Source organism: Jiella flava, assembly GCF_017349315.1.
Lineage (GTDB): Bacteria > Pseudomonadota > Alphaproteobacteria > Rhizobiales > Rhizobiaceae > Jiella > Jiella flava.
The window spans coordinates 124,944-144,125 of the sequence record NZ_JAFMPP010000001.1; the positions used below are offsets into that span (position 1 = coordinate 124,944).

At 63.4% G+C, this 19,182-nt stretch carries 19 protein-coding genes; 7 read left to right on the top strand and 12 right to left on the bottom strand.

Annotated elements, in window-relative coordinates; translation table 11 throughout:
- Positions 1-82: 82 nt before the first annotated feature.
- From J1C48_RS00585 to J1C48_RS00610, 6 genes are all read left to right on the top strand, one after another.
- On the top strand, positions 83-1,879 hold the full coding sequence (locus J1C48_RS00585) for an ABC transporter ATP-binding protein (protein ID WP_231081536.1): 1,797 nt from the start codon (positions 83-85) through the stop codon (positions 1,877-1,879).
- 40 nt (positions 1,880-1,919) lie between these two features.
- Positions 1,920-2,726: a 4-hydroxy-tetrahydrodipicolinate reductase gene (dapB, locus tag J1C48_RS00590; RefSeq protein WP_207255701.1), complete on the top strand. Its 807-nt coding sequence runs from the start codon at positions 1,920-1,922 to the stop codon at positions 2,724-2,726.
- A gap of 66 nt (positions 2,727-2,792) precedes the next feature.
- Positions 2,793-3,413, top strand: coding sequence for a 2,3-bisphosphoglycerate-dependent phosphoglycerate mutase (locus J1C48_RS00595; protein WP_207255702.1), 621 nt, complete (start codon positions 2,793-2,795; stop codon positions 3,411-3,413).
- Positions 3,414-3,489: 76 nt separating this feature from the next.
- The gene (locus tag J1C48_RS00600) at positions 3,490-4,038 is read left to right on the top strand and encodes a formaldehyde-activating enzyme (RefSeq protein WP_207255703.1); all 549 of its coding nucleotides are present in this window, start codon (positions 3,490-3,492) and stop codon (positions 4,036-4,038) included.
- A gap of 278 nt (positions 4,039-4,316) precedes the next feature.
- A complete protein-coding gene (locus J1C48_RS18815) occupies positions 4,317-4,502 on the top strand; it encodes a hypothetical protein (protein WP_231081504.1) in 186 nt (61 codons plus the stop codon).
- A gap of 335 nt (positions 4,503-4,837) precedes the next feature.
- On the top strand, positions 4,838-5,578 hold the full coding sequence (locus J1C48_RS00610) for a Crp/Fnr family transcriptional regulator (RefSeq protein WP_207255705.1): 741 nt from the start codon (positions 4,838-4,840) through the stop codon (positions 5,576-5,578).
- Positions 5,579-5,785: 207 nt separating this feature from the next.
- Here J1C48_RS00610 and J1C48_RS00615 read toward each other — a convergent pair whose 3' ends face one another.
- From J1C48_RS00615 to J1C48_RS00665, 11 genes are all read right to left on the bottom strand, one after another.
- Positions 5,786-5,935: a hypothetical protein gene (locus J1C48_RS00615; RefSeq protein ID WP_207255706.1), complete on the bottom strand. Its 150-nt coding sequence runs from the start codon at positions 5,933-5,935 to the stop codon at positions 5,786-5,788.
- Between the two features lie 80 nt (positions 5,936-6,015).
- Entirely contained in the window at positions 6,016-6,279 is a 264-nt protein-coding gene (gene minE, locus J1C48_RS00620; protein ID WP_207255707.1) for a cell division topological specificity factor MinE, read from the bottom strand.
- Positions 6,276-7,091 (bottom strand): septum site-determining protein MinD, encoded by an 816-nt coding sequence (gene minD, locus J1C48_RS00625; protein ID WP_207255708.1) that lies wholly within the window; start codon positions 7,089-7,091, stop codon positions 6,276-6,278. Before minD ends, minE begins: the two co-directional genes overlap by 4 nt.
- A gap of 34 nt (positions 7,092-7,125) precedes the next feature.
- On the bottom strand, positions 7,126-7,881 hold the full coding sequence (gene minC, locus J1C48_RS00630) for a septum site-determining protein MinC (protein ID WP_207255709.1): 756 nt from the start codon (positions 7,879-7,881) through the stop codon (positions 7,126-7,128).
- 343 nt (positions 7,882-8,224) lie between these two features.
- Positions 8,225-9,049 (bottom strand): ferredoxin--NADP reductase, encoded by an 825-nt coding sequence (locus tag J1C48_RS00635; protein ID WP_207255710.1) that lies wholly within the window; start codon positions 9,047-9,049, stop codon positions 8,225-8,227.
- A 242-nt stretch (positions 9,050-9,291) separates the two neighbouring features.
- The gene (gene metH, locus J1C48_RS00640; protein ID WP_207255711.1) at positions 9,292-13,053 is read right to left on the bottom strand and encodes a methionine synthase; all 3,762 of its coding nucleotides are present in this window, start codon (positions 13,051-13,053) and stop codon (positions 9,292-9,294) included.
- Between the two features lie 448 nt (positions 13,054-13,501).
- Positions 13,502-14,542 carry a type II toxin-antitoxin system antitoxin DNA ADP-ribosyl glycohydrolase DarG gene (gene darG / locus J1C48_RS00645; RefSeq protein ID WP_207255712.1) on the bottom strand — a complete coding sequence of 347 codons (1,041 nt, stop codon included), beginning with the start codon at positions 14,540-14,542 and terminating at the stop codon, positions 13,502-13,504.
- A 12-nt stretch (positions 14,543-14,554) separates the two neighbouring features.
- Positions 14,555-15,199 carry a type II toxin-antitoxin system toxin DNA ADP-ribosyl transferase DarT gene (gene darT / locus J1C48_RS00650; protein ID WP_207255713.1) on the bottom strand — a complete coding sequence of 215 codons (645 nt, stop codon included), beginning with the start codon at positions 15,197-15,199 and terminating at the stop codon, positions 14,555-14,557.
- Between the two features lie 324 nt (positions 15,200-15,523).
- Positions 15,524-15,826 (bottom strand): urease subunit gamma, encoded by a 303-nt coding sequence (locus tag J1C48_RS00655; protein WP_207255714.1) that lies wholly within the window; start codon positions 15,824-15,826, stop codon positions 15,524-15,526.
- A 28-nt stretch (positions 15,827-15,854) separates the two neighbouring features.
- On the bottom strand, positions 15,855-16,742 hold the full coding sequence (locus J1C48_RS00660) for an urease accessory protein UreD (RefSeq protein ID WP_207255715.1): 888 nt from the start codon (positions 16,740-16,742) through the stop codon (positions 15,855-15,857).
- 122 nt (positions 16,743-16,864) lie between these two features.
- Positions 16,865-17,467 carry a hypothetical protein gene (locus J1C48_RS00665; protein ID WP_207255716.1) on the bottom strand — a complete coding sequence of 201 codons (603 nt, stop codon included), beginning with the start codon at positions 17,465-17,467 and terminating at the stop codon, positions 16,865-16,867.
- Between the two features lie 199 nt (positions 17,468-17,666).
- Here J1C48_RS00665 and J1C48_RS00670 point away from each other — a divergent pair, with 199 nt between their 5' ends.
- Entirely contained in the window at positions 17,667-18,521 is an 855-nt protein-coding gene (locus J1C48_RS00670; RefSeq protein ID WP_207255717.1) for a D-amino-acid transaminase, read from the top strand.
- A 22-nt stretch (positions 18,522-18,543) separates the two neighbouring features.
- Here the strand turns inward: J1C48_RS00670 and J1C48_RS00675 are convergent, their stop codons facing one another.
- On the bottom strand, positions 18,544-19,182 hold the full coding sequence (locus J1C48_RS00675) for a 2-dehydro-3-deoxy-6-phosphogalactonate aldolase (protein ID WP_207255718.1): 639 nt from the start codon (positions 19,180-19,182) through the stop codon (positions 18,544-18,546).

The following is a 19,182-nucleotide window of genomic DNA, read 5'->3' on the forward strand; positions in this document are numbered from 1 at the left end:
CATCTGCGAGGACGGCACGAAAGACGAACGCGAACGACTGATCAATATTTTGACCGACACAGCCAAAAAGACTAAAAAGAAAATCTCGATCCTCGCCCCCAACGAACGCGGCGTGGTGATCAAACTCGTTGGCCGCATCGTCCGCGAAAACGGCCGCTTGTTCATGCGTCAATACGCACTCGCCATCGCCTGCCTCGTCGCGGTCGCCGGCTCGACTGCGTTTCTCGCCTGGGTGATGCGCGATGTGATCGACAAGATTTTCGTGCAGCAGAACCGCGCCGCGATCGTCTCGATCCCGCTGGTGGTGTTCGCCACCTTTGCGCTCCGCGGCGTTGCGAGCTACGGCCAGGCGGTGCTTCTCGCCCGCATCGGCAACAACATCGTCGCCCGCTATCAGCGCCGGATCTTCGCCCATATCACCGAGCTGTCGGTCGATTTCTTCGCCGAAAACCGCTCCGCCCATCTCGCCGCCCGGATCAATCAGAACGTCTCCGGCATCCGCGACACGCTCAACCTCACCATCACCTCGATCGCCCGCGACGCCCTCAGCCTGATCTTCCTCGTCGGGGTCATGATCATTCAGGATCCGGTGCTGTCGGGCATCGCGCTTCTGGCCGGACCGCCGGTCGTTCTGATGATCGGCGGACTGGCAAAGAAGCTGCGGGTGGCGACGCGCCAAGCGATCGACATCAACGCCCGCGTCCTCGCCTCGATGCAGGAGGCGGCGCAGGGCATCACCGTGGTCAAGGCCTTTACCATGGAGGCGCCGCTGCGCGAGCGCATCGAGGCGCTGATCCTCAAGGCCGAGCAACGCTCCAACAAGATCGTAGCGATCACCGAACGCACCACACCGGTGACCGAGATCGTCGCCGGTCTGGCGATCGCCGGCGTCATCGCCTATTCGGGCTATCGCGCCGTCGTCTACGGCTATTCGCCCGGCTCGATGTTCGCCTTCATCACCGCCCTGCTGCTTGCCTACGATCCGGCCCGCCGCCTCGCCAAGCTGCAGGTCCAGCTCGAACGCGCCTTGGTCAATGCTTCGATGATCTACGAGATCCTCGACATGAAGCCGCGGCAAGCCGATGCCCCCGATGCCAAGACACTGGCCGCGCCGCGCGGCGAGATTGCGTTCAACGACGTCACCTTCGGCTATTACGAGGGTGAAGCGGTGCTGCGCGGGCTGTCCTTCATCGCGCCGGCCGGCAAGACGACGGCGCTGATCGGCGCGTCTGGCGGCGGCAAGTCGACCATCATCGCGCTGTTGCAGCGCTTCTATGACGTCGCCGGCGGTTCGATCACCATCGATGGCGAGGACATCCGCACCGTCACCAAGCGCTCGCTGCGCTCCCAGATCGCCTATGTTCCGCAGGCGCCCTATCTGTTCGAAGGCACGATCCGCGAGAACATCCGTCTCGGCCGTCCCGACGCGAGCGATGCCGAAATCGAGGATGCCGCCCGCCAGGCCCAGGCCGAAGAGTTCATCCTCGCCGCGCCGCAGGGCTACGATACGCCCGTCGGCGAAAACGGCATGACGCTCTCCGGCGGCCAGCGTCAGCGCCTATCGATCGCCCGAGCGCTGGTGCGCAACGCCCCGATCCTTTTGCTCGACGAAGCGACCTCGGCCCTCGACACCCGCTCCGAGACCCTCGTCCAGGCGGCCCTCGACGCCGCGATGCGCAACCGCACGGTGCTTGTCGTCGCCCACCGTTTGTCGACGATCACCGGCGCCGACCAGATCCTCGTCGTCGACAGCGGCCAGATCGTCGAACGGGGAACCCATGGCGAGCTCGTTGATCGCGCGGATGGGCTCTACGCCCGCTTCTACGGCCTGCAGGCCGGCGGCAACCGCCGCGTCGATCTCGCAGCGGCGCGCGATTGATCCGGCCAGGTTGAATCCCGAAAGGAACAAGGTGATCCCCATGAAGCTCGTCGTTCTTGGAGCCGCCGGCCGGATGGGCCGCACACTGGTCAAAGTGATCGCCGAGACCGAAGGGGCCAGCCTTCACGCCGCGCTCGCACGCGAGGGGTCCGCGTCGATCGGCGCCGATGCGGGCATCATCGCCGGGATCGGCGCCAGTGACGTCGCGATCTCCAGTGACGTCGATCGCGCGCTCCAGGGCGCCGATGGCATCGTCGACTTCACCGCCCCCGCCATCTCGCTGGCCTTTGCCGAAAAGGCCGCCGAAAGGCGCCTTGTCCATGTCATCGGCACCACCGGATTCCAGGCGGAGCAGGACAGCGCGATCGCCTCCGCCGCAAAAGCCGGCGCGACGATTGTCAAATCCGGCAATATGAGCCTCGGCGTCAATCTCCTCGCCGTGCTCGTCGAACAGGCCGCCGAAGCACTGGGTCCGGACACGTTCGACATCGAGGTTCTCGAGATGCACCACCGTCACAAGGTGGATGCGCCGTCCGGCACCGCCCTCTTGCTCGGCGCGGCCGCCGCCAAGGGCCGCGGCGTTGCGCTCGAAGACGCCGCCGTCAAAGTGCGCGACGGAATCACCGGCGCCCGCGAGGCCGGCACCATCGGCTTTGCCACCTTGCGCGGCGGCTCGGTGGTCGGCGAGCATTCGGTGATTTTGGCAGGCGAAGGCGAGCGGATCAACCTGTCCCATGCGGCTGGCGATCGGGCGATCTTCGCTCGCGGCGCCGTCAAGGCGGCCCTCTGGGCCGGCGGAAAGCCCGCCGGGCTCTATTCCATGCGCGACGTTCTCGGCCTGTCCTGATGGAGCTCGGCGACGCAACAAACTTCCCCTCTTTATTCAACGCCCCACGATCGAAAGGCATTCTCGATGTCCCGCATCCTCGTCCTGGTCCGGCATGGCCAAAGCGAATGGAACCTGAAGAATCTCTTCACCGGTTGGAAAGACCCTGATCTCACCGACAAGGGCGTCGAGGAGGCCAAGTCGGCCGGCCGCAAGCTGAAGGCCGAGGCGTTCGAATTCGATGCTGCTTTCACCAGCGAATTGTCCCGTGCCCAGCGCACCCTCGACCTGATGCTCGGCGAGCTCGGTCAGAGCGACCTGCCGATCACCCGCCATCTCGCCCTCAACGAGCGTGACTACGGCGACCTGTCCGGTCTCAACAAGGACGATGCCCGCGAAAAATGGGGCGAGGACCAGGTCCATATCTGGCGCCGCTCCTACGACACCCCGCCTCCAGGCGGCGAAAGCCTCAAGGACACCGGCGCGCGGGTCTGGCCCTATTTCATCCACGACATCCTGCCGAAGGTGATGGCCGGCGGCACAGTGCTCGTCGCCGCCCACGGCAATTCGCTGCGCTCTCTGGTCATGGCACTCGACGGCCTGTCGCCGGAGGAAATCGTCGGCGAGGAAATCGCCACCGGCATTCCGATCGTCTACCGTCTGAACGCCGACACCACCGTGGCCGAGAAGCGTGTGCTCCAAGGTTGATCGACATGCGTTGATCGTTTGAGCCTGCCATCGCGGTCTGCTACCCGGATCGCGGTGGGCAAAGGAGTGACGAGACATGAGCGAAAAAATCATCATGCGCACGGGCGAAGCACTCGTCGCGGGCGGCCCTCCGGGCACCGCCGCCGAACCCGAAGTCGTCATTGGTGCACTGGACGGTCCGGTCGGCACTGCGCTGGCGACACTGACCGGCGATCAGGTGAAAGGTCACAGCCGCGTCTACGCGCTGCTCAACACCGACATCATGGTCCGGCCGGTCACCTTATGCGTCTCGAAGGTGACGGTCGACGATCCGAAATACACCAACATCCTGATGGGCACGGTGCAGTACGCCATCGCCAACGGCGTGCTCGACGCGGTGCGCGAAGGGCTGCTGCCGAAGGATCAGGTGAACGATCTCGGCATCATCTGCTCGGTTTGGTTGGCGCCGACCATCGTCTCGGTCGAAAATCTCGATCATAAGGTGCTGTTCGACATTCATCGCGAAGGCATGAGGAAGGCGATCAAAAAGGCGATGAAGAACGAGCCGTCGATCGACTGGCTGCTCGAAAACCAGGACCAGATCGTCCACAAATATTATCAGATGGGCCTCGACGGAAAGATCTGAGCCCCACCTGCCATCGGCGAGCCGGGCGATCGGTCGGCTCGCCGTTTCATTGATGAGCTGCACCAGCCTTCGGGCGCCCCGCCCAGAGCAGTATCGATCCTTATCGCATCTGCGCCATCTTTCGCCTGATGCCCCGACGACGTTTCACGGCCGATGAACCCGCAACTCCGGTGCTGTCCGACCAACCGGCTTCGTCTTGCTGGCTGTGCGGGCGCCCGCTCGGGCGAAGAATCGAATGGCACCACCCGCTTCCGAAAAGCCGGGGTGGGCGCGAGACCGTGCCGGTGCATCCGATCTGCCACCGCACCCTCCACGCCACCTTTTCCAATCACGAACTCGCGCGCATCGCAGAGGCCGGCGTAACGCCGGCCGATCGACCGGAAGTCGCGGCGTTTCTGCGCTGGATCGCCGGCAAGCCCGCCGACTTCCACGCCCCGACACGGCGCCGGAAAGCGGGCTCCTGAGCCCCACGCGCGCCCTCTGCCTGATTGGACGCGGACGGGATGCTTTCACGCTTTGAATCGCCGCACCGACCAGGCCGCGCCCGATCGCACACCGAAGCGCGTCGCGAAATTATCGCTTGGAGGATGGCGCCGGCTTCACTATGCGTCGCGTAGTCGGCAACCGATCTCGTGCCGCGAGAGGTCGGCGGGTCCTGTCCGAGCCTTTCGGCGCGCAGCGATTGCGTCCGCGCAAGATTTCAAAGGTTTTGGCTGCGACGCATGACCGCTCGAACCGTCTCGTCACTCAAGGTGTGCCGTGACGCCTGCAACCATCGCCGCTGCGGATTGATCGATCCATGGATAGTCCTGCCAGTTCCGCCTATGCGCGTCCCCTGCCCTCAATCAGCGCCATCCCGTTTCGCCACGGCCGCTCGGGCATGGCCGTGCCGCTGCTGGCCGAAGCCGAGCAGGAGCGTCTCGCCACGATCGGCACGCGGGTGCATTTTTCCGCCGGCAGCGTCATCCACCATCAGGGCGACGAAGCCGATTGCATCCACAATCTGTTGAGCGGCGTGGTGAAGAGCTGCGCGGTCTCTTACGACGGCAGCGAGCGGGTCACCGCCTTCCATTTCGCCACCGATCTGATCGGCCTGGCCGAGAACGACGTCTATGTCGACACGACCGTGGCGCTCGAACCGGTCGACGCCTTCCGGCTGCCGCTCGCAGCGCTGGAAGCGCTGTTGATGCGCGACGCCGAGATGGAGATGCATTTCCTCTGCAAGGTATGCCACGAGCTGCGCGAGGAACAGCGCCACGCGATCCTGCTCGCCCGCCGCAGCGCCCGCACCAAAATCGTGCTCTTCCTGCATCTCCTGCAGACCCGCGGCTGCCTGGAGCGCGGCAACGACGCCGAGATCCGGTTGCCGATGAAGCGCCGCGACATCGCCAATTACACCGGCCTGACCGTCGAAACCGTCAGCCGCGCCCTGCAAGGGCTGAAGGCGGAAGGCATTCTCGGCGTCGAAAACCCGCATTCGGTCAGCATCGCCGATCCGGCGCGCTTTGCGCAGCTCGTGCGCGCCACGGCGAACTCCTGAGAAAAGCCATCGGGACTTCGGACGAGCGCGAGCATCGGCCAGCCAACACCCGAACGCGAAAACGCCCGCCGCTGTCGCGACGGGCGTGCTTGATCGTGTCGAGAAAAAGCCTCGAGCGTTCCGGCATGCGCCACCGGAGAAAATGCTCCGGCCTTCGCTCCGAATGCCCGACAGCGCCGACACAATGCCGGCGCCGAGGATGAGGAATCAGCGCGCGGCCGCTTCCTCGCAGGCTTCGACATGCTTGGCGAGTGCCTCCAGCTGAAGGAAGCCCGCAATCGAGCGGATATCTCGCTTTTCGAATTTCGGCAGCTTCTGCAGTTCCTGCAGCCGACCGATCAGCTGTGCTCGGCTCATCGCTTTCTCCTTTCGTCATCGCAGCCGCCCCGGGCATCATGCCGGATCGGGGCGGGTCTTCGAACGGGCCATCGCCTGCGTCAGGCGGCCCGGACGCTCGCGGTCAGCGGGATCTCGATATCGACCTCGAGAGTCGAGACGGTCTCACCCCGCTCCATGGTGACGCTCACCTTGTCATTGTCGAGCTGAACATGCTTGGCGATGACGGCCAGGATCTCCTCACGCAACAGGCCGACGAGATCGGAATGGCCAACCGTGGCGCGTTCATGGGCGAGGAGCACCTGCAGGCGCTCGCGCGCCATCGGCGCCGTGTTCCGCCTGTTCAGGAAGCTGAAAAGACTCATGCAGCCCTCCGACCGAACAGTTTGTTCATGAGGCCACGGCGTCCGCCGGGGATGGTCATCGCGACCTGCTCGCCGGCCAGGCGGCGGGCGGCGTCGCGATACGCCAAGGCAGGTGCGCAGCTGGCGTCGTTCAGCGTGACCGGAGCACCGAGATTGGAGGCCCGCAGCACGTCCATCGATTCCGGGATAATGCCGAGCAGCGGAATCGACAGGATCTCCAGGACGTCCTCGACCTTCAGCATGTCGCCGCGCTCGGCACGGCTCGGGTCGTAGCGGGTCAGCAGCAGGTGCTTGTCCATCCGCTCGCCGTTCTCCGCCTTCTTGGTCTTGGCGTCGAGCAGACCGATGATCCGGTCGGAGTCGCGGACCGAGGAAACTTCCGGATTGGTCACGACCACGGCGACGTCGGCATGGCGCATGGCCAGCGTCGCGCCCCGCTCGATGCCTGCCGGGCTGTCGCAAATGATCCAGTCGAAGCTCTTGCGCAACTCCTCGATCACCGCTTCGACGCCCTCGGCCGTCAGATTGTCCTTGTCGCGGGTCTGGGACGCCGGCAGGAGATGCAGCGTCTCCAGCCGCTTGTCGCGGATCAGCGCCTGCGGGAGCTTGGCATCGCCCTGAACGACGTTGATCAGATCGTAGACGACCCGGCGCTCGGCGCCCATGACGAGATCGAGGTTGCGCAGGCCCACGTCGAAGTCCACGACGACGGTCTTCTCGCCCCGCTGGGCCAGCGCCGCGCCCAGTGCGGCGGTCGACGTCGTCTTGCCGACGCCTCCCTTGCCCGATGTCACCACGATCACTTTCGCCATTTGAATCTCCTGCATTTGCCCGGCCGTCATGACCTCAGGCCAGCGTTTCCGCCTTGATGGTGTCGCCTTCGAGCCAGACCGTGACGGCCTGCCCGCGATGTTTAGGGTCCATGTCGTCGGGCATCTTGTAGAGCCCGTCGATCGCCAGCAGCTCGGCCTCGAGCTTGCGGCAGAAAATTCGCGCCGAGGCATTGCCGATCGAGCCGGCGAGCGCCCGGCCGCGCAGCGTGCCATAGACATGGATCGAGCCGCCGGCGACGATTTCCGCCCCCGAGGCGACGGAGCCGAGGATGGTCACGTCGCCTTCCGGGAAGATGATCGACTGGCCGGAGCGCACCGGCTCGGTGATCACGATCGACGAGGTCACCCGCGGCGAATGAACTTCGATGGCCGGCTCGGGTTTGGCCGCCTGTTCGGCCGGCTTGCCCTTAGCGGCTGGCTCTGCGACCGGGTCCGACTCCGGCTCGATGTCGCCGGCCGGGCGTCCGCCCTTCATCAGCGGCGGCATATTGGCGCCGATCAGCGAGCCGCGGGCGCCCTCGATACCCATCACCCGCACGCCGCGCTCGCCGAGTTCGCCGAGCAGATCCTTCAGATCGGCCTGGGTGATGTCGAGGCCCTCGACATCGAGCACGATCGGCCGGCCGAGAAAAAAGCCGGTGGAGCGGGCGGCCAGATCGTCGAGACGCTCCAGCCAGTTGTGAAACGGCAGTTCAGGAGACAGCACGATCGCGAGGAACGAACGACCTTTCAAGCGAATCGGGCGGGTATCGGTCAGCGTCTTGGTCATGATTCAGCGAATTGGTTGCGGGTCCGGGGGACCGGTTAACAATGGTTAACCACCGGAGTTTGCGCCGGGCTGACTCGTCTCGCCCGGTTGCGCCGATTTGACCCTCGCGGCAGGTCCCCAGGGTGACCACGGTCTCGGCCGTCGGTGCCCCCTGATGCTCGCCGAAAATGCGGCGATTGAATGAGGGCGAAGAGACAATTGACGAGGGACTCGCCAGGGGGCGTTTCCACAGACGCCCTTTGATCGGCTGACGAATACGAGCAAACGTAAAAACGGCCCGGGTCGTGTGAACCGGGCCGTTTCGTTTCTCAGACAATTTAGAGCCGGATCGCGGCGGATGCGATCAATCGACGAAAGCACGCTCGACGACATAGGTGCCGGGCTTGTTGTTCGCCCCTTCCTCAAATCCACGCGCCTGCAACAAGCCCTCGATCTCCCTCAGCATCGCCATCGAGCCGCAGATCATCGCCCGGTCGGTTTCCGGGTTCAACGGCGCGATGCCCAGATCGCTGAACAGCTTGCCGCTTTCGATCAGCTTGGTGACGCGCTCGCCGCGCGGCTCGCCCTCGCGGGTGGAGCTGGCATGAAACAAGAGCTTGTCGCCGACAAATTCGCTCATCAGCTCGTCGTTGCGGGTGGTCTCGACCAACTCACGGCCGTAATTCAGCTCGGCGTTTTCGCGGCAGGTCTGGGTGAGGATCACCTGATCGAACTTCTCGTAGGTCTCCGGATCGCGGATCACCGAGGCGAAGGGCGCGATGCCGGTGCCGGTCGAGAACAGATAGAGCCGCTTGCCCGGCACCAGCGCGTCATGCACAAGCGTACCCGTCGGCTTTTTGCGCATCAGTACGGTGTCGCCCGGCTTGATCTTCTGCAGATGCTCGGTCAGCGGACCGCCGGGCACCTTGATCGAGAAGAATTCGAGCTCTTCATCCCAGGCCGGGCTGGCGATCGAATAGGCCCGAAAGACCGGCTTGACGGCGTTCGGCAGCCCGATCGTGACGAATTCGCCCGAGCGGAAGCGAAAACTCTGCGGCCGCGTCATACGGAAGGAAAACAGGCGGTCGGTATAGTGCTTCACCGCCGTCACCTTTTCGGCGAAGACACCGGCCGGAATCGGAAATTCCGCAGTTTCGGGGGCTTCGTCGGTGGCCGCGACTGAACTCATCGAACGTCCTTTCCTTAACATGACGTCGAGCCGGAACAGGCTGATCGCCTGCCCGGCTCGTTCCAACATTCTCATGCCTCTGAACCGAGGCTTTGATCAAACTCTGCGGCGCAACATAGTTGCTCGCCGGGCAAAACGCAGCGTCCGGTGTTCCAATTCGAGGCGCCAGGCCGGAAAAATTTCGCCAAATGGCGCCATCCGTTGCCGAAAAGCCCCGAGTGTTCGGCCGCCCCGCCGCCGTCTTACTTCGGCACGTAGTTCAATACCGGCGCCAGCCAGCGCTCAACCTCTTCGACCGTCATGGTCTTGCGCCGCGCATAATCCTCGACCTGATCACGCTCGACCTTGGCGACGCCGAAATAATGCGCGTCGGGATGGCCGATATAAAGGCCAGAGACCGACGATCCGGGCCACATGGCGAGGCTCTCGGTGAGCTTCACCCCGATCGCCGCTTCCGCACCGAGCAGCTCAAACAGCGTCAGCTTCTCGGTATGATCGGGCTGGGCCGGATAGCCCGGCGCCGGGCGGATGCCCTGATAAGGCTCGGCGATCAACTCCTCCGGCGTAAAGGTCTCCTCCGGCGCATAGCCCCAAAACTCCTTGCGGACCAGCTCGTGCATGCGCTCGGCAAAGGCCTCGGCGAAGCGATCGGCCAGCGCCTTGACCATGATCGAGGCGTAATCGTCATTGGCCTTGGCGAAGCGGTTGGCGATCGCCTCCTCCTCGATGCCGGCGGTCACGACAAAGCCGCCGACATAGTCGGGCCGGCTGGCGCTTTGCGGCGCGACGAAGTCGGCCAGCGCCAGATTGGGCCGATCACCACGCTTGGCCAGCTGTTGGCGCAGGGTGTGGAAGGTCGCTCGCTCGCCCGTCCGGGTCTCGTCGGTGAACAGGCGGATGTCGTCGCCGACGGCATTGGCCGGCCAGAAGCCGACGACAGCCTGCGGCCGGAACCACTTTTCCCGGACGATCTGATCCAGCATCGCTTGTGCATCGGCATAAAGCGCCCGTGCCGCCTCGCCCTGGCGCTCGTCTTGAAGGATCGCCGGATAGCGGCCCTTCATCTCCCAGGTTTGGAAGAACGGCGTCCAGTCGATATGCCGGGCAAGATCGGCAAGATCGAAATCCTCAAACACCTTTGTGCCGAGGAAGGACGGCGTCTTCGCCTGATAGCGCGACCAATCGGGCGTAAAGGCGTTGGCGCGGGCATCCGCCAGCGACAGCCGCTTCTTGTCGCGCTCGGACCGTTCATGCGCCTCGGCGACCTTGCGATATTCGTCGCGGATGTCGGCAATCGCCTTGTCGCGGTTCTGGTCGGACAAGAGGTTCGAGACGACGCCGACGGCGCGCGAGGCGTCGGTAACATAGATGCTCTGGCCGCGCTCATATTGCGGATGGATCTTCACCGCGGTGTGGACGCGGCTGGTGGTCGCCCCGCCGATCAGCAGCGGAATGTCGAAACCTTCGCGCTCCATCTCGGCGGCGACATGCACCATTTCGTCCAAAGACGGGGTAATCAGGCCGGACAGGCCGATGATGTCGACCTTCTCCGCCCGCGCCGTCTCCAAGATCTTGGCCGCCGGCACCATGACGCCCAGATCGACGACCTCGTAATTGTTGCAGGCGAGGACGACGCCGACGATGTTCTTGCCGATGTCGTGGACATCGCCCTTCACCGTCGCCATCAAGATCTTGCCGGCGGTCTGCCGGGTGCTGCCTGACGCTTCCTTCTCGGCTTCCATATACGGCATCAGATAGGCGACGGCCTGCTTCATCACCCGGGCCGACTTGACCACCTGCGGCAGGAACATCTTGCCAGCGCCGAACAGGTCGCCGACGACGTTCATGCCGTCCATCAACGGCCCTTCGATGACGTGCAGCGGGCGCTCGGCGGCGGCCCGCGCCGCCTCGGTGTCGGCCTCGATATATTCGGTGATGCCGTTGACGAGGGCATAAGCAAGCCGCTCGCGGACCGGCTTTTCGCGCCAGGAGAGATCCTTCTCCTTGGCCTTGCCGCCGCCCTGGCCTTTGTAGCGCTCGGCAAGCTCCAGCAGGCGCTCGGTCGGATCGCCCCCGTCCTGCGGCGTGCGGTCGAGAACGACGTCCTCGCAGGCCTCGCGCAGCTCCGGATCGATGCTCTCATAGACCGCCAGCTGGCCGGCATTGACAATGCCCATGTCCATCCCCGCCTGGATGGCGTGGTAGAGGAACACCGCATGCATCGCCTCGCGCACCGCCTCGTTGCCGCGGAAGGAGAAGGAGAGGTTCGAGACGCCACCGGAAATATGGGCGTGCGGCAGGCTCTGGCGGATCGTCCGGGTCGCCTCGATGAAGGCGACGCCATAGCCATTGTGCTCTTCGATGCCGGTCGCGACCGCGAAGATGTTGGGATCGAAGACGATGTCCTGCGGCGCAAAGCCGGCCGTCTTCGTCAACAGCTCATAGGCCCGCGTGCAGATCTCGACCTTGCGCTCGAACGTATCGGCCTGGCCCTTCTCGTCGAAGGCCATGACCACCACGGCGGCGCCGTAGCGCTGGATCAGCTTGGCCTGGGCGAGAAACGGCTCTTCGCCTTCCTTCATCGAGATCGAATTGACCAGCGCCTTGCCCTGGACACATTTCAGCCCGGCCTCGATCACCTCGAATTTCGAGGAGTCGATCATCACCGGCACCTTGGCGATGTCCGGCTCGGCGGCGACGAGGTTGAGATAGTCGACCATCGCCTGGCGCGAATCGATCAGCCCCTCGTCCATGTTGATGTCGATGATCTGAGCGCCGTTTTCGACCTGGCTGCGGGCGACCTCCAGCGCGGCCGGATAGTCGTTCTCCTTGATCAGCTTGCGAAAGCGCGCCGAGCCGGTGACATTGGTGCGCTCGCCGACATTGACGAAGGGAATGTCGGCGGTCAGCGTGAAGGGCTCGAGGCCCGACAGGCGCATCAGCGGCTTGACGGCCGGGATCTGGCGCGGCTTGTGCGCCTTCAGCGTCTCGGCGATCGCCTGGATATGGTCGGGCGTCGAGCCGCAGCAGCCGCCGACGATGTTGACCAGCCCTTCGCGGGCGAAGATCTCGACCTCTTTCGCCATCGCCGCCGGGCTCTGGTCGTATTCGCCGAATTCGTTCGGCAGGCCGGCATTCGGATAGGCGCAGACGAGGGTGTCGGCGATGCCGGCGATCTCGGCCAGATGATCGCGCATCGCGGCCGCGCCGAGGGCGCAATTCAGCCCGATGGTGAAGGGTTTTGCATGGCGCACCGAGTGCCAGAAGGCGGTCGGCGTCTGGCCGGACAGTGTGCGGCCGGACAGATCGGTGATCGTGCCGGAGATCATCACCGGCAGGCGCAAGCCTTTCTTTTCGAACATCTCCTCGCAGGCGAAGATCGCCGCCTTGGCGTTCAAGGTGTCGAAGATCGTCTCGATCAGGATGATGTCGGCGCCGCCGTCGATCAGGCCGTCGAGCTGGCCGGCATAGGCGATGCGCAGATCGTCGAAGGTGACGGCGCGATAGCCGGGATCGTTGACGTCGGGAGAGATCGACGCGGTGCGGTTGGTCGGCCCGAGCGCGCCGGCGACAAAGCGGCGGCGGCCGTCCACCTGCTCGGCGCGGATCGCCGCGCGCCACGCCAGCCGGGCGCCGTCGCGGTTCAGCTCGTAGACCTGATCCTCCATCTGGTAGTCGGCCTGAGCGATGGTGGTCGAGGAGAAGGTGTTGGTCTCCAGAATATCCGCGCCGGCGATCGCATAGGCGTAGTGGATATCCTCGATCGCCTGGGGCTGGGACAGATTGAGAAGGTCGTTATTGCCCTGCAGATGGCACTCGCAGGCGCCGAACAGATGGCCGCGAAAATCGTCTTCGTTGAGGCCGAGGAGCTGGATCTCGGTGCCCATCGCGCCGTCGAGGATCAGGATCCGCTCCCGCGCCGCCCGCCGCAAGGCCTCCGCCGCCTCGGCCGGATTGCGGCCGTCGGTGATCGGCCCGAAGAGCTGTTCGCTCGCAGAAGTCATGGAAATGGCTCATCCTATTGGGTCGCCAGTCCCATCACATAAAGATATTCTTATGTCAACAAATGAGCGATAGGGAGAGGGATCCACGAGGCGAGTATAGACGCGAGTGCTTAAAGCTGCCGACTGCGTAGAAAATGTGATCCAGCAGAAGAAAAACGCGAAGGGTTATGCGCAATCAATCATTATAATTTTTTTCAACCTGCTCACCGCGGCGACTGTGCAGATCTATGATCGTTCATCCAATCAGTTGCGCATGCTTTTATGAGTTATTTTATATTAAAATTAATACATGCACAATTCGCATCTCTTCAAAAATTGATAATGATTGCCATTTTTGCAGATTTTAAAAATAATTTTATATATTTATTAGAAAGATTTTTATATATCTAAACATCAAATCATGACTTGAGAAATTATCTATGCTGAACCAATTTAAAATAGTTCATCGTCAGCGAGCAGAGAACCAACCCTTCGCTTCGAGAATGTCAAATGCGATTACTATCTGCCTCTGCGTAAATATCTTTTTACGATCATTCCATCCCCAAACCCCTGCAACCGCCTTCTCATGGGTGTCAGCCCCCTCGCGGGTTACAACCCAATGGACCGTCGCAAGCAGTTCCAATCCAAAAGGGGTCTCGAAACCGTCAACCAAGTCGGCGACCTTGTTAAAATGCATTTGGGCTGCTTCTTCGGGCTCCAGCGCAGCCTCAGCCTGCGATATCGCGCCAGGCACGATCATCAATTCTTTATCTGGTTGATCGCCACCGTCGCGATAACCGGCCACAAAATGCCCCTCCACTTCGTTGAGAACGTGCGAAAGGTTTTTGGCGTACGGCCCGTAGTGATGCTTGACATAATTTAATCGCAGCGGCTGTCCGGCCTCTTGCATGAAATACATCAGCTTGTGAACCTCTATCAGCGTCACGAACGGGTCCATCAAACCTTGAAGGTAGCGATCCATGAGGACGACGAGCGCCGCCCGGCCAGGCGTCATACTGGGCACATTGCGCGACTTTACGAATTCAGGCGCACCGTTGGGCTCGTAGATCGAAACTTTGATTTCGGTAAGATCGCGAAACGCTGCTTCAATTCGGGGGCGAACATCGTCCCAATCCAAGCCTCCGAGGCCCGCACCCAGCGGAGGTATCGCAACTGACTTTATGTCCCGTCGGCTGACTTCTCGCACCAATGCGAGCAGACCACTGTCGATGTCCTCCATGCGGCTCTTTGCCTTCCAATGACGCTTGGTCGGAAAGTTGATGATGTACCGTGGGTTGGTGAATGAGCGGGTATCGTAGACGAACATCTTTCCCGGCTTCATCTCCCCATCTTTACAAGCAAGTGCGTAGGCGCGGAAATTGGCCGGAAACGCTTTCTTAAACTGGAGCGAAAGTCCGCGCCCCATCACACCAACGCAGTTTACCGTATTGATGAGCGCCTCGGCGTTTGCCTTAACGATGTCGCCTGTTTTGATTTCGATATAAGCCATGCTTGTTCGCCCTCAATAATACCAATCATTCCGAATATGGATCGGAGGACGGTGTTGAGCGCCCGCGATAGACTGCCCCGCAATTTGACTGACAGCTTGATTAAAGACTCCAATTTGCTCGACTAGGTGCCATGGGTAAGACCCCTCCACTAGGAATTCAGCCTGTTTCCGCTCTTTGGTAGGGCTTCCTGACCACTGATTCGTCTGTACAGCGTCCCAGTCGACCTCGTCTAATTGCTTCAGATCGCAACGATCTTCGAAATAGTACGACCCTGCGTTTGACAGCGTGAACGCCCACCGTCGCCCAATTGCGTTCGCCCAATCCACCCCGGCTTTCAGATCAGCGACAAGATGCACAATCAGTTCCTGTCCGCCCTGATAATTAAGCTTCGTGTTCTGGCGATGAATGAGGTACAGCATCACTGATCGCGGACAGAAATAAAATGGCACGCAATGGCCGACATGAAGGCCAAAGTGACTGGTCAGCGTCAACTCGTTCATTCGTCGTGCCTTTATTTCGTTCATGCCAATGATCGTACCGTTGGCAGGGCGTTTCGCCATTTCCGCATCGGAAAACAGAAATTCGTCCGCCGCAATTGCTGCCAATTTGTCCACATGGACAATGTGATAGATTTTTGGCGCGGCGGGAGCAGGCATCTCTCAGCGACTTCCTTATCGTCAATCAGGTCGCCAGCATTTGTCTAATCGTCGAGTCGATCGAATCATTGGTGCAGTCAGAGCGAGCAGAATCTATCAGCCGTTCCCTCAAATTTCGCTGGCACAGGCAGGTAAGATGAGGCTTCGCGTCGATTAGAGCGCTCTGCGTCCTATAGGACGCAGGGCGCTCTAATCTTTTGAATCGACGCATCGTGCTTTGCCGAAAATCGATTCCGATTTTCGGGCCGATTCTGTAGGCTCGAGACCAATTACGACCCGTCACGGATGGCCAATCATCGCTGTCCCAGCACATGTACCCCCACCTCACCTTATCGGCTCGTGCACCGTCACCAGTTTCGTCCCGTCCGGAAAGGTCGCTTCGACCTGGACGTCGTGGATCATCTCGGCGACGCCGTCCATCACCTGATCGCGGGAGATCACCTTGGCGCCAGCGTCCATGAGGTCGGCGACGGTGCGGCCGTCGCGGGCGCCTTCGACGACGAAATCGGTGATCAGGGCAATCGCTTCGGGGTGGTTCAGCTTGACGCCGCGTTCGAGCCGGCGGCGGGCGACGACGGCCGCCATCGAAACCAGAAGCTTGTCCTTTTCGCGGGGGGTGAGCTGCATCGGGGGATCCTTGGGCGGCGTGGCACGATTAGAGCGACCATAGCCGTGGCACGGCGCCTTGCGCCAGTGCCGCGATGGCGGGAATGAGCCGCCTTCTCAGCAAAAAGCCCGATGGCGCGACGAGGCGCGCGACGACGAGGCCATCGACGACACTCGCCCCGCCGCTGTCGCCGAGGATGGCGCGGATCGCCCCCAGCGCGCTTTCCGGCGCATCGAGCCGGGCGACGAGGGTGGCGAAGGCGCGGTTGCCCCCGAGCGAAGCGCCGGCTTTGGCGGCCGTGGCGATCGCCCCGTCAAGCCGTGTCTCGTCGGCAAAGACCAGCTGGCCGCCGCAACGCACCCGCCAGCTTTCGTGAAAGTTCCCGCGAAGAACGCTCTCGCCCATCATCTCGCGGCCCAAAATGACGCTCTCGCACAAGACGAAGCGCGCGTCGTCGGCCGCCTCGACATCGAGCCGGCGCCGGAGCGCGCCTTCATCGAAGAGGATCGTCTCCTGGGGCAGCCAGGCGAGAAAGCCGCCGGCGCCGATCTTCAGATCGGTCGAGACCTCGGCGCGGCCGGCGCTCGCCCGGTAGATCCGCTCGCAGGCCTGGGTGGTCAGCGAAAGCTCGGCGCCCGGCCCGGCCGCAAACCGCTGCTGCAGCCGATCGCCGCCGGTCAGCCCCCCGGAGGTGTTGATCACCACCGCCTCGCTGAGGGCGCCCGCAACCTTCGGAAAGCGCAGTTTCAGGCAGCCCGCCTGATGCAGGTCGGCAAGGCGCGTGCGGCCGTCCACCGCCTTCACTGTCAGCTCGAGCCGGCCCCGCGCCCGCTGCAGGGGCAGCGTCCCACCGCTCCCGGCATCGGCATCGGCGCGGGCATCGCCGTTGACGGCAATTGCGGCGCTCGTCGCCGCCTCGGCCTTTGCGCCGTCCATATCGCGCCGCTCCCTTGCCCTGCGCGATCCGTCACGCCCGTCATCGCCCGCTCATTTTTGCCGACCCTATCGCAAGTCGCCGCCGATGAGGAGATGTCGCGGCAGCCGATCCGGCCGCCGGCTCAACCCTGCCGCCGCGCCCCCTGCCCGCTCATCTTGGCGATCGCATCGTCGATCAGGCGGTTGGCGATCTGCATCCGGATCGTCGCCTGCACCGCGAAGGCCGGCGGCATGCGATCAGGATGATTGATCCGGGCAAAGCTTCGTCGAATGTCGAGCAGATCCTTGATGCTGGTCGCCTCGATGAGCTTCAATTCGGCGGCGATTTCCAGCGGATTGGTGCTTGGTGGACCCTCCTCCGCCTCGGCGGCGACCGGGCGCCGGCGCGGCGCGGCCGCCATTTCGGCGATCGACGGCCGCGCGCGCTCAGGCGCTTTCGGCGGCTTCGTGGGCGGCTCGCTCGCCGCTGGCGCCGCCTGCGGCTCGGCCGCTTTGGCCGCTGGCGGCTCCGGCTGATCGACGCCGTCGAGATCGTCGCGGTCTTCGTCGTAGGCAGCCTTCGCCGCCGCGGTCCGTGCGACGCTTTCGGCGATCTTCGGCCCCCGGCGCATGCCGATCGCCGACATCATGCCGCTCGACGCCCGATCGAGGACCGAGCGCCAGCTCTTGTCCTCATGCTTGGCGGCGATCCCCTCCAGGACCGCCTCGAAGTTCTGGTCCACCATAATACGCGGTGCTTTCGATACGCGACGCAAAATTTCGATCATCATGGGGGCAAGCGCTGAAGCTTTCGTAAAACTGGACTTTTGCGCGCGGCCTCTGGTGCAGCTCAAGCGCCGGCGTATAACCTTTCCCAACGGCGTCGCCGGGCCGCGCTCGGCCGATGGCCGACACGCGCCGCGCGTCATCGAGGGAGTCTTGGCCATGCGAACAGTCTATGTGAACGGCGTCTTCTGCCCGGAAGACGAGGGGCGGATCTCAATCTTCGATCGCGGATTTCTATTCTCCGACGGCGTCTACGAGGTGACCAGCGTCGTCGAAGGCCGGCTGATCGACTTCGCCAATCACATGGCGCGGCTGCGCCGCTCGATGGCCGAGCTGGCTCTGAAAGCGCCGGCGGGCGAGGACGCGCTGCTGTCGATCCACCGCGCTCTGGTCGACAAGAATGCCCTCACCGAGGGCCTGATCTATTTGCAGGTGACGCGCGGGGCGGCCGATCGTGACTTTCTTTATCCGCCCGAAGAAACCCAGCCGTCCCTCGTGCTCTTCACCCAGGCGAAAAGCCTGATCGAAACGTCGGCGGCAACGACCGGCCTGTCGATCGTCACTTTGCCGGATCTGCGCTGGCAGCGCCGGGACATCAAGACCGTGCAGCTTCTCTACTCGTCCATGGCGAAGATGGAGGCCAAGCGGCGCGGCGCCAGCGACGCCTGGATGGTCGAGGATGGCCTTGTCACCGAGGGCTCTTCGAGCAACGCTTATATCGTCGACGCGTCCGGCACGCTCGTCACCCGGCCGCTCTCCCATGCGATCCTGCCGGGCATCACCCGCACCGCCGTCCTCAGGCTGGCGGAGGAAACCGGTCTTGCCGTCGAAGAGCGCGCCTTCACGGTCGAGGAGGCCAAGGCGGCGCGCGAGGCCTTCATCACCTCGGCGTCGAGCTTCGTCCTGCCGGTGGTGACGATCGACGGCGCGAGGATCGGCAACGGCCAGCCGGGCACGATCACCAGGCGGCTGCGCGCGATCTATCTCGAGGAAGCGCTGAAGACGGCGATCTGACGCCCGCCAGACCGCGCGCGGATCAGCCAGCGGCAAAGACCGCGTCATAGGCCCGGATCGTGCGCTCGGCCCGCGCCTTCACCGTCGCGGCATCGTCGCCGGGCTTATAGAGCGATGAGCCGAGGCCGAAATGGCGGATGCCGGCCGCGCCATAGGCGGCAAAATCGGCCTCCGACACGCCGCCCACCGCGCCGATGGGCAGCCCCGCCGGCAGCACCGCCCGGATCGCGGTGATCCCCGAAGGCCCGAGTACGCTGGCGGGAAAGAATTTCAGCGCACTGGCACCAAGGCTTGCCGCCGCCAGAGCTTCGGTCGCGGTGAAGACGCCGGGCATCGTCACCAGCCCCTGCTCGCGCGCCCGCCGCAACACGGCCGCATCGACATTCGGGCTGACCAGCAATTCGCCGCCGCAATCGGCCAGCCGATCGACCGAGGCGGCGTCGAGCACCGTGCCGGCGCCGATCAAAACGCCGTCGGGCGCCAGCATCGAGGCCCGCTCGATCGACAGGAACGGTTCGGGTGAATTCAGCGGGATCTCGATCGCCTCAAACCCCGCCTCGATCAGGACCGCGACGATCGCCTCGCAGGTCTGCGGCCTCAGACCCCGCAGTATCGCGACGAGATCGCGCTTCAGTTTGGGCCAAGGGGTCGTCTCGCTCAT

What these genes read in the sequence shown, in the direction of transcription:
- J1C48_RS00595 (WP_207255702.1), top strand. Translation starts at nt 2,793, where the DNA reads ATGTCCCGCATCCTCGTCCTGGTCCGGCATGGCCAAAGCGAATGGAAC.
- J1C48_RS00635 (WP_207255710.1), bottom strand. Translation starts at nt 9,049, where the DNA reads ATGAGTTCAGTCGCGGCCACCGACGAAGCCCCCGAAACTGCGGAATTT.
- minE (WP_207255707.1), bottom strand. Translation starts at nt 6,279, where the DNA reads ATGAGTCTTTTCAGCTTCCTGAACAGGCGGAACACGGCGCCGATGGCG.
- darT (WP_207255713.1), bottom strand. Translation starts at nt 15,199, where the DNA reads ATGCCTGCTCCCGCCGCGCCAAAAATCTATCACATTGTCCATGTGGAC.
- minC (WP_207255709.1), bottom strand. Translation starts at nt 7,881, where the DNA reads ATGACCAAGACGCTGACCGATACCCGCCCGATTCGCTTGAAAGGTCGT.
- J1C48_RS00670 (WP_207255717.1), top strand. Translation starts at nt 17,667, where the DNA reads ATGCGAACAGTCTATGTGAACGGCGTCTTCTGCCCGGAAGACGAGGGG.
- J1C48_RS00600 (WP_207255703.1), top strand. Translation starts at nt 3,490, where the DNA reads ATGAGCGAAAAAATCATCATGCGCACGGGCGAAGCACTCGTCGCGGGC.
- dapB (WP_207255701.1), top strand. Translation starts at nt 1,920, where the DNA reads ATGAAGCTCGTCGTTCTTGGAGCCGCCGGCCGGATGGGCCGCACACTG.
- darG (WP_207255712.1), bottom strand. Translation starts at nt 14,542, where the DNA reads ATGGCTTATATCGAAATCAAAACAGGCGACATCGTTAAGGCAAACGCC.
- metH (WP_207255711.1), bottom strand. Translation starts at nt 13,053, where the DNA reads ATGACTTCTGCGAGCGAACAGCTCTTCGGGCCGATCACCGACGGCCGC.
- J1C48_RS00665 (WP_207255716.1), bottom strand. Translation starts at nt 17,467, where the DNA reads ATGGTGGACCAGAACTTCGAGGCGGTCCTGGAGGGGATCGCCGCCAAG.
- J1C48_RS00660 (WP_207255715.1), bottom strand. Translation starts at nt 16,742, where the DNA reads ATGGACGGCGCAAAGGCCGAGGCGGCGACGAGCGCCGCAATTGCCGTC.
- minD (WP_207255708.1), bottom strand. Translation starts at nt 7,091, where the DNA reads ATGGCGAAAGTGATCGTGGTGACATCGGGCAAGGGAGGCGTCGGCAAG.
- J1C48_RS00655 (WP_207255714.1), bottom strand. Translation starts at nt 15,826, where the DNA reads ATGCAGCTCACCCCCCGCGAAAAGGACAAGCTTCTGGTTTCGATGGCG.
- J1C48_RS00675 (WP_207255718.1), bottom strand. Translation starts at nt 19,182, where the DNA reads ATGAGCGAGACGACCCCTTGGCCCAAACTGAAGCGCGATCTCGTCGCG.
- J1C48_RS00615 (WP_207255706.1), bottom strand. Translation starts at nt 5,935, where the DNA reads ATGAGCCGAGCACAGCTGATCGGTCGGCTGCAGGAACTGCAGAAGCTG.
- J1C48_RS00610 (WP_207255705.1), top strand. Translation starts at nt 4,838, where the DNA reads ATGGATAGTCCTGCCAGTTCCGCCTATGCGCGTCCCCTGCCCTCAATC.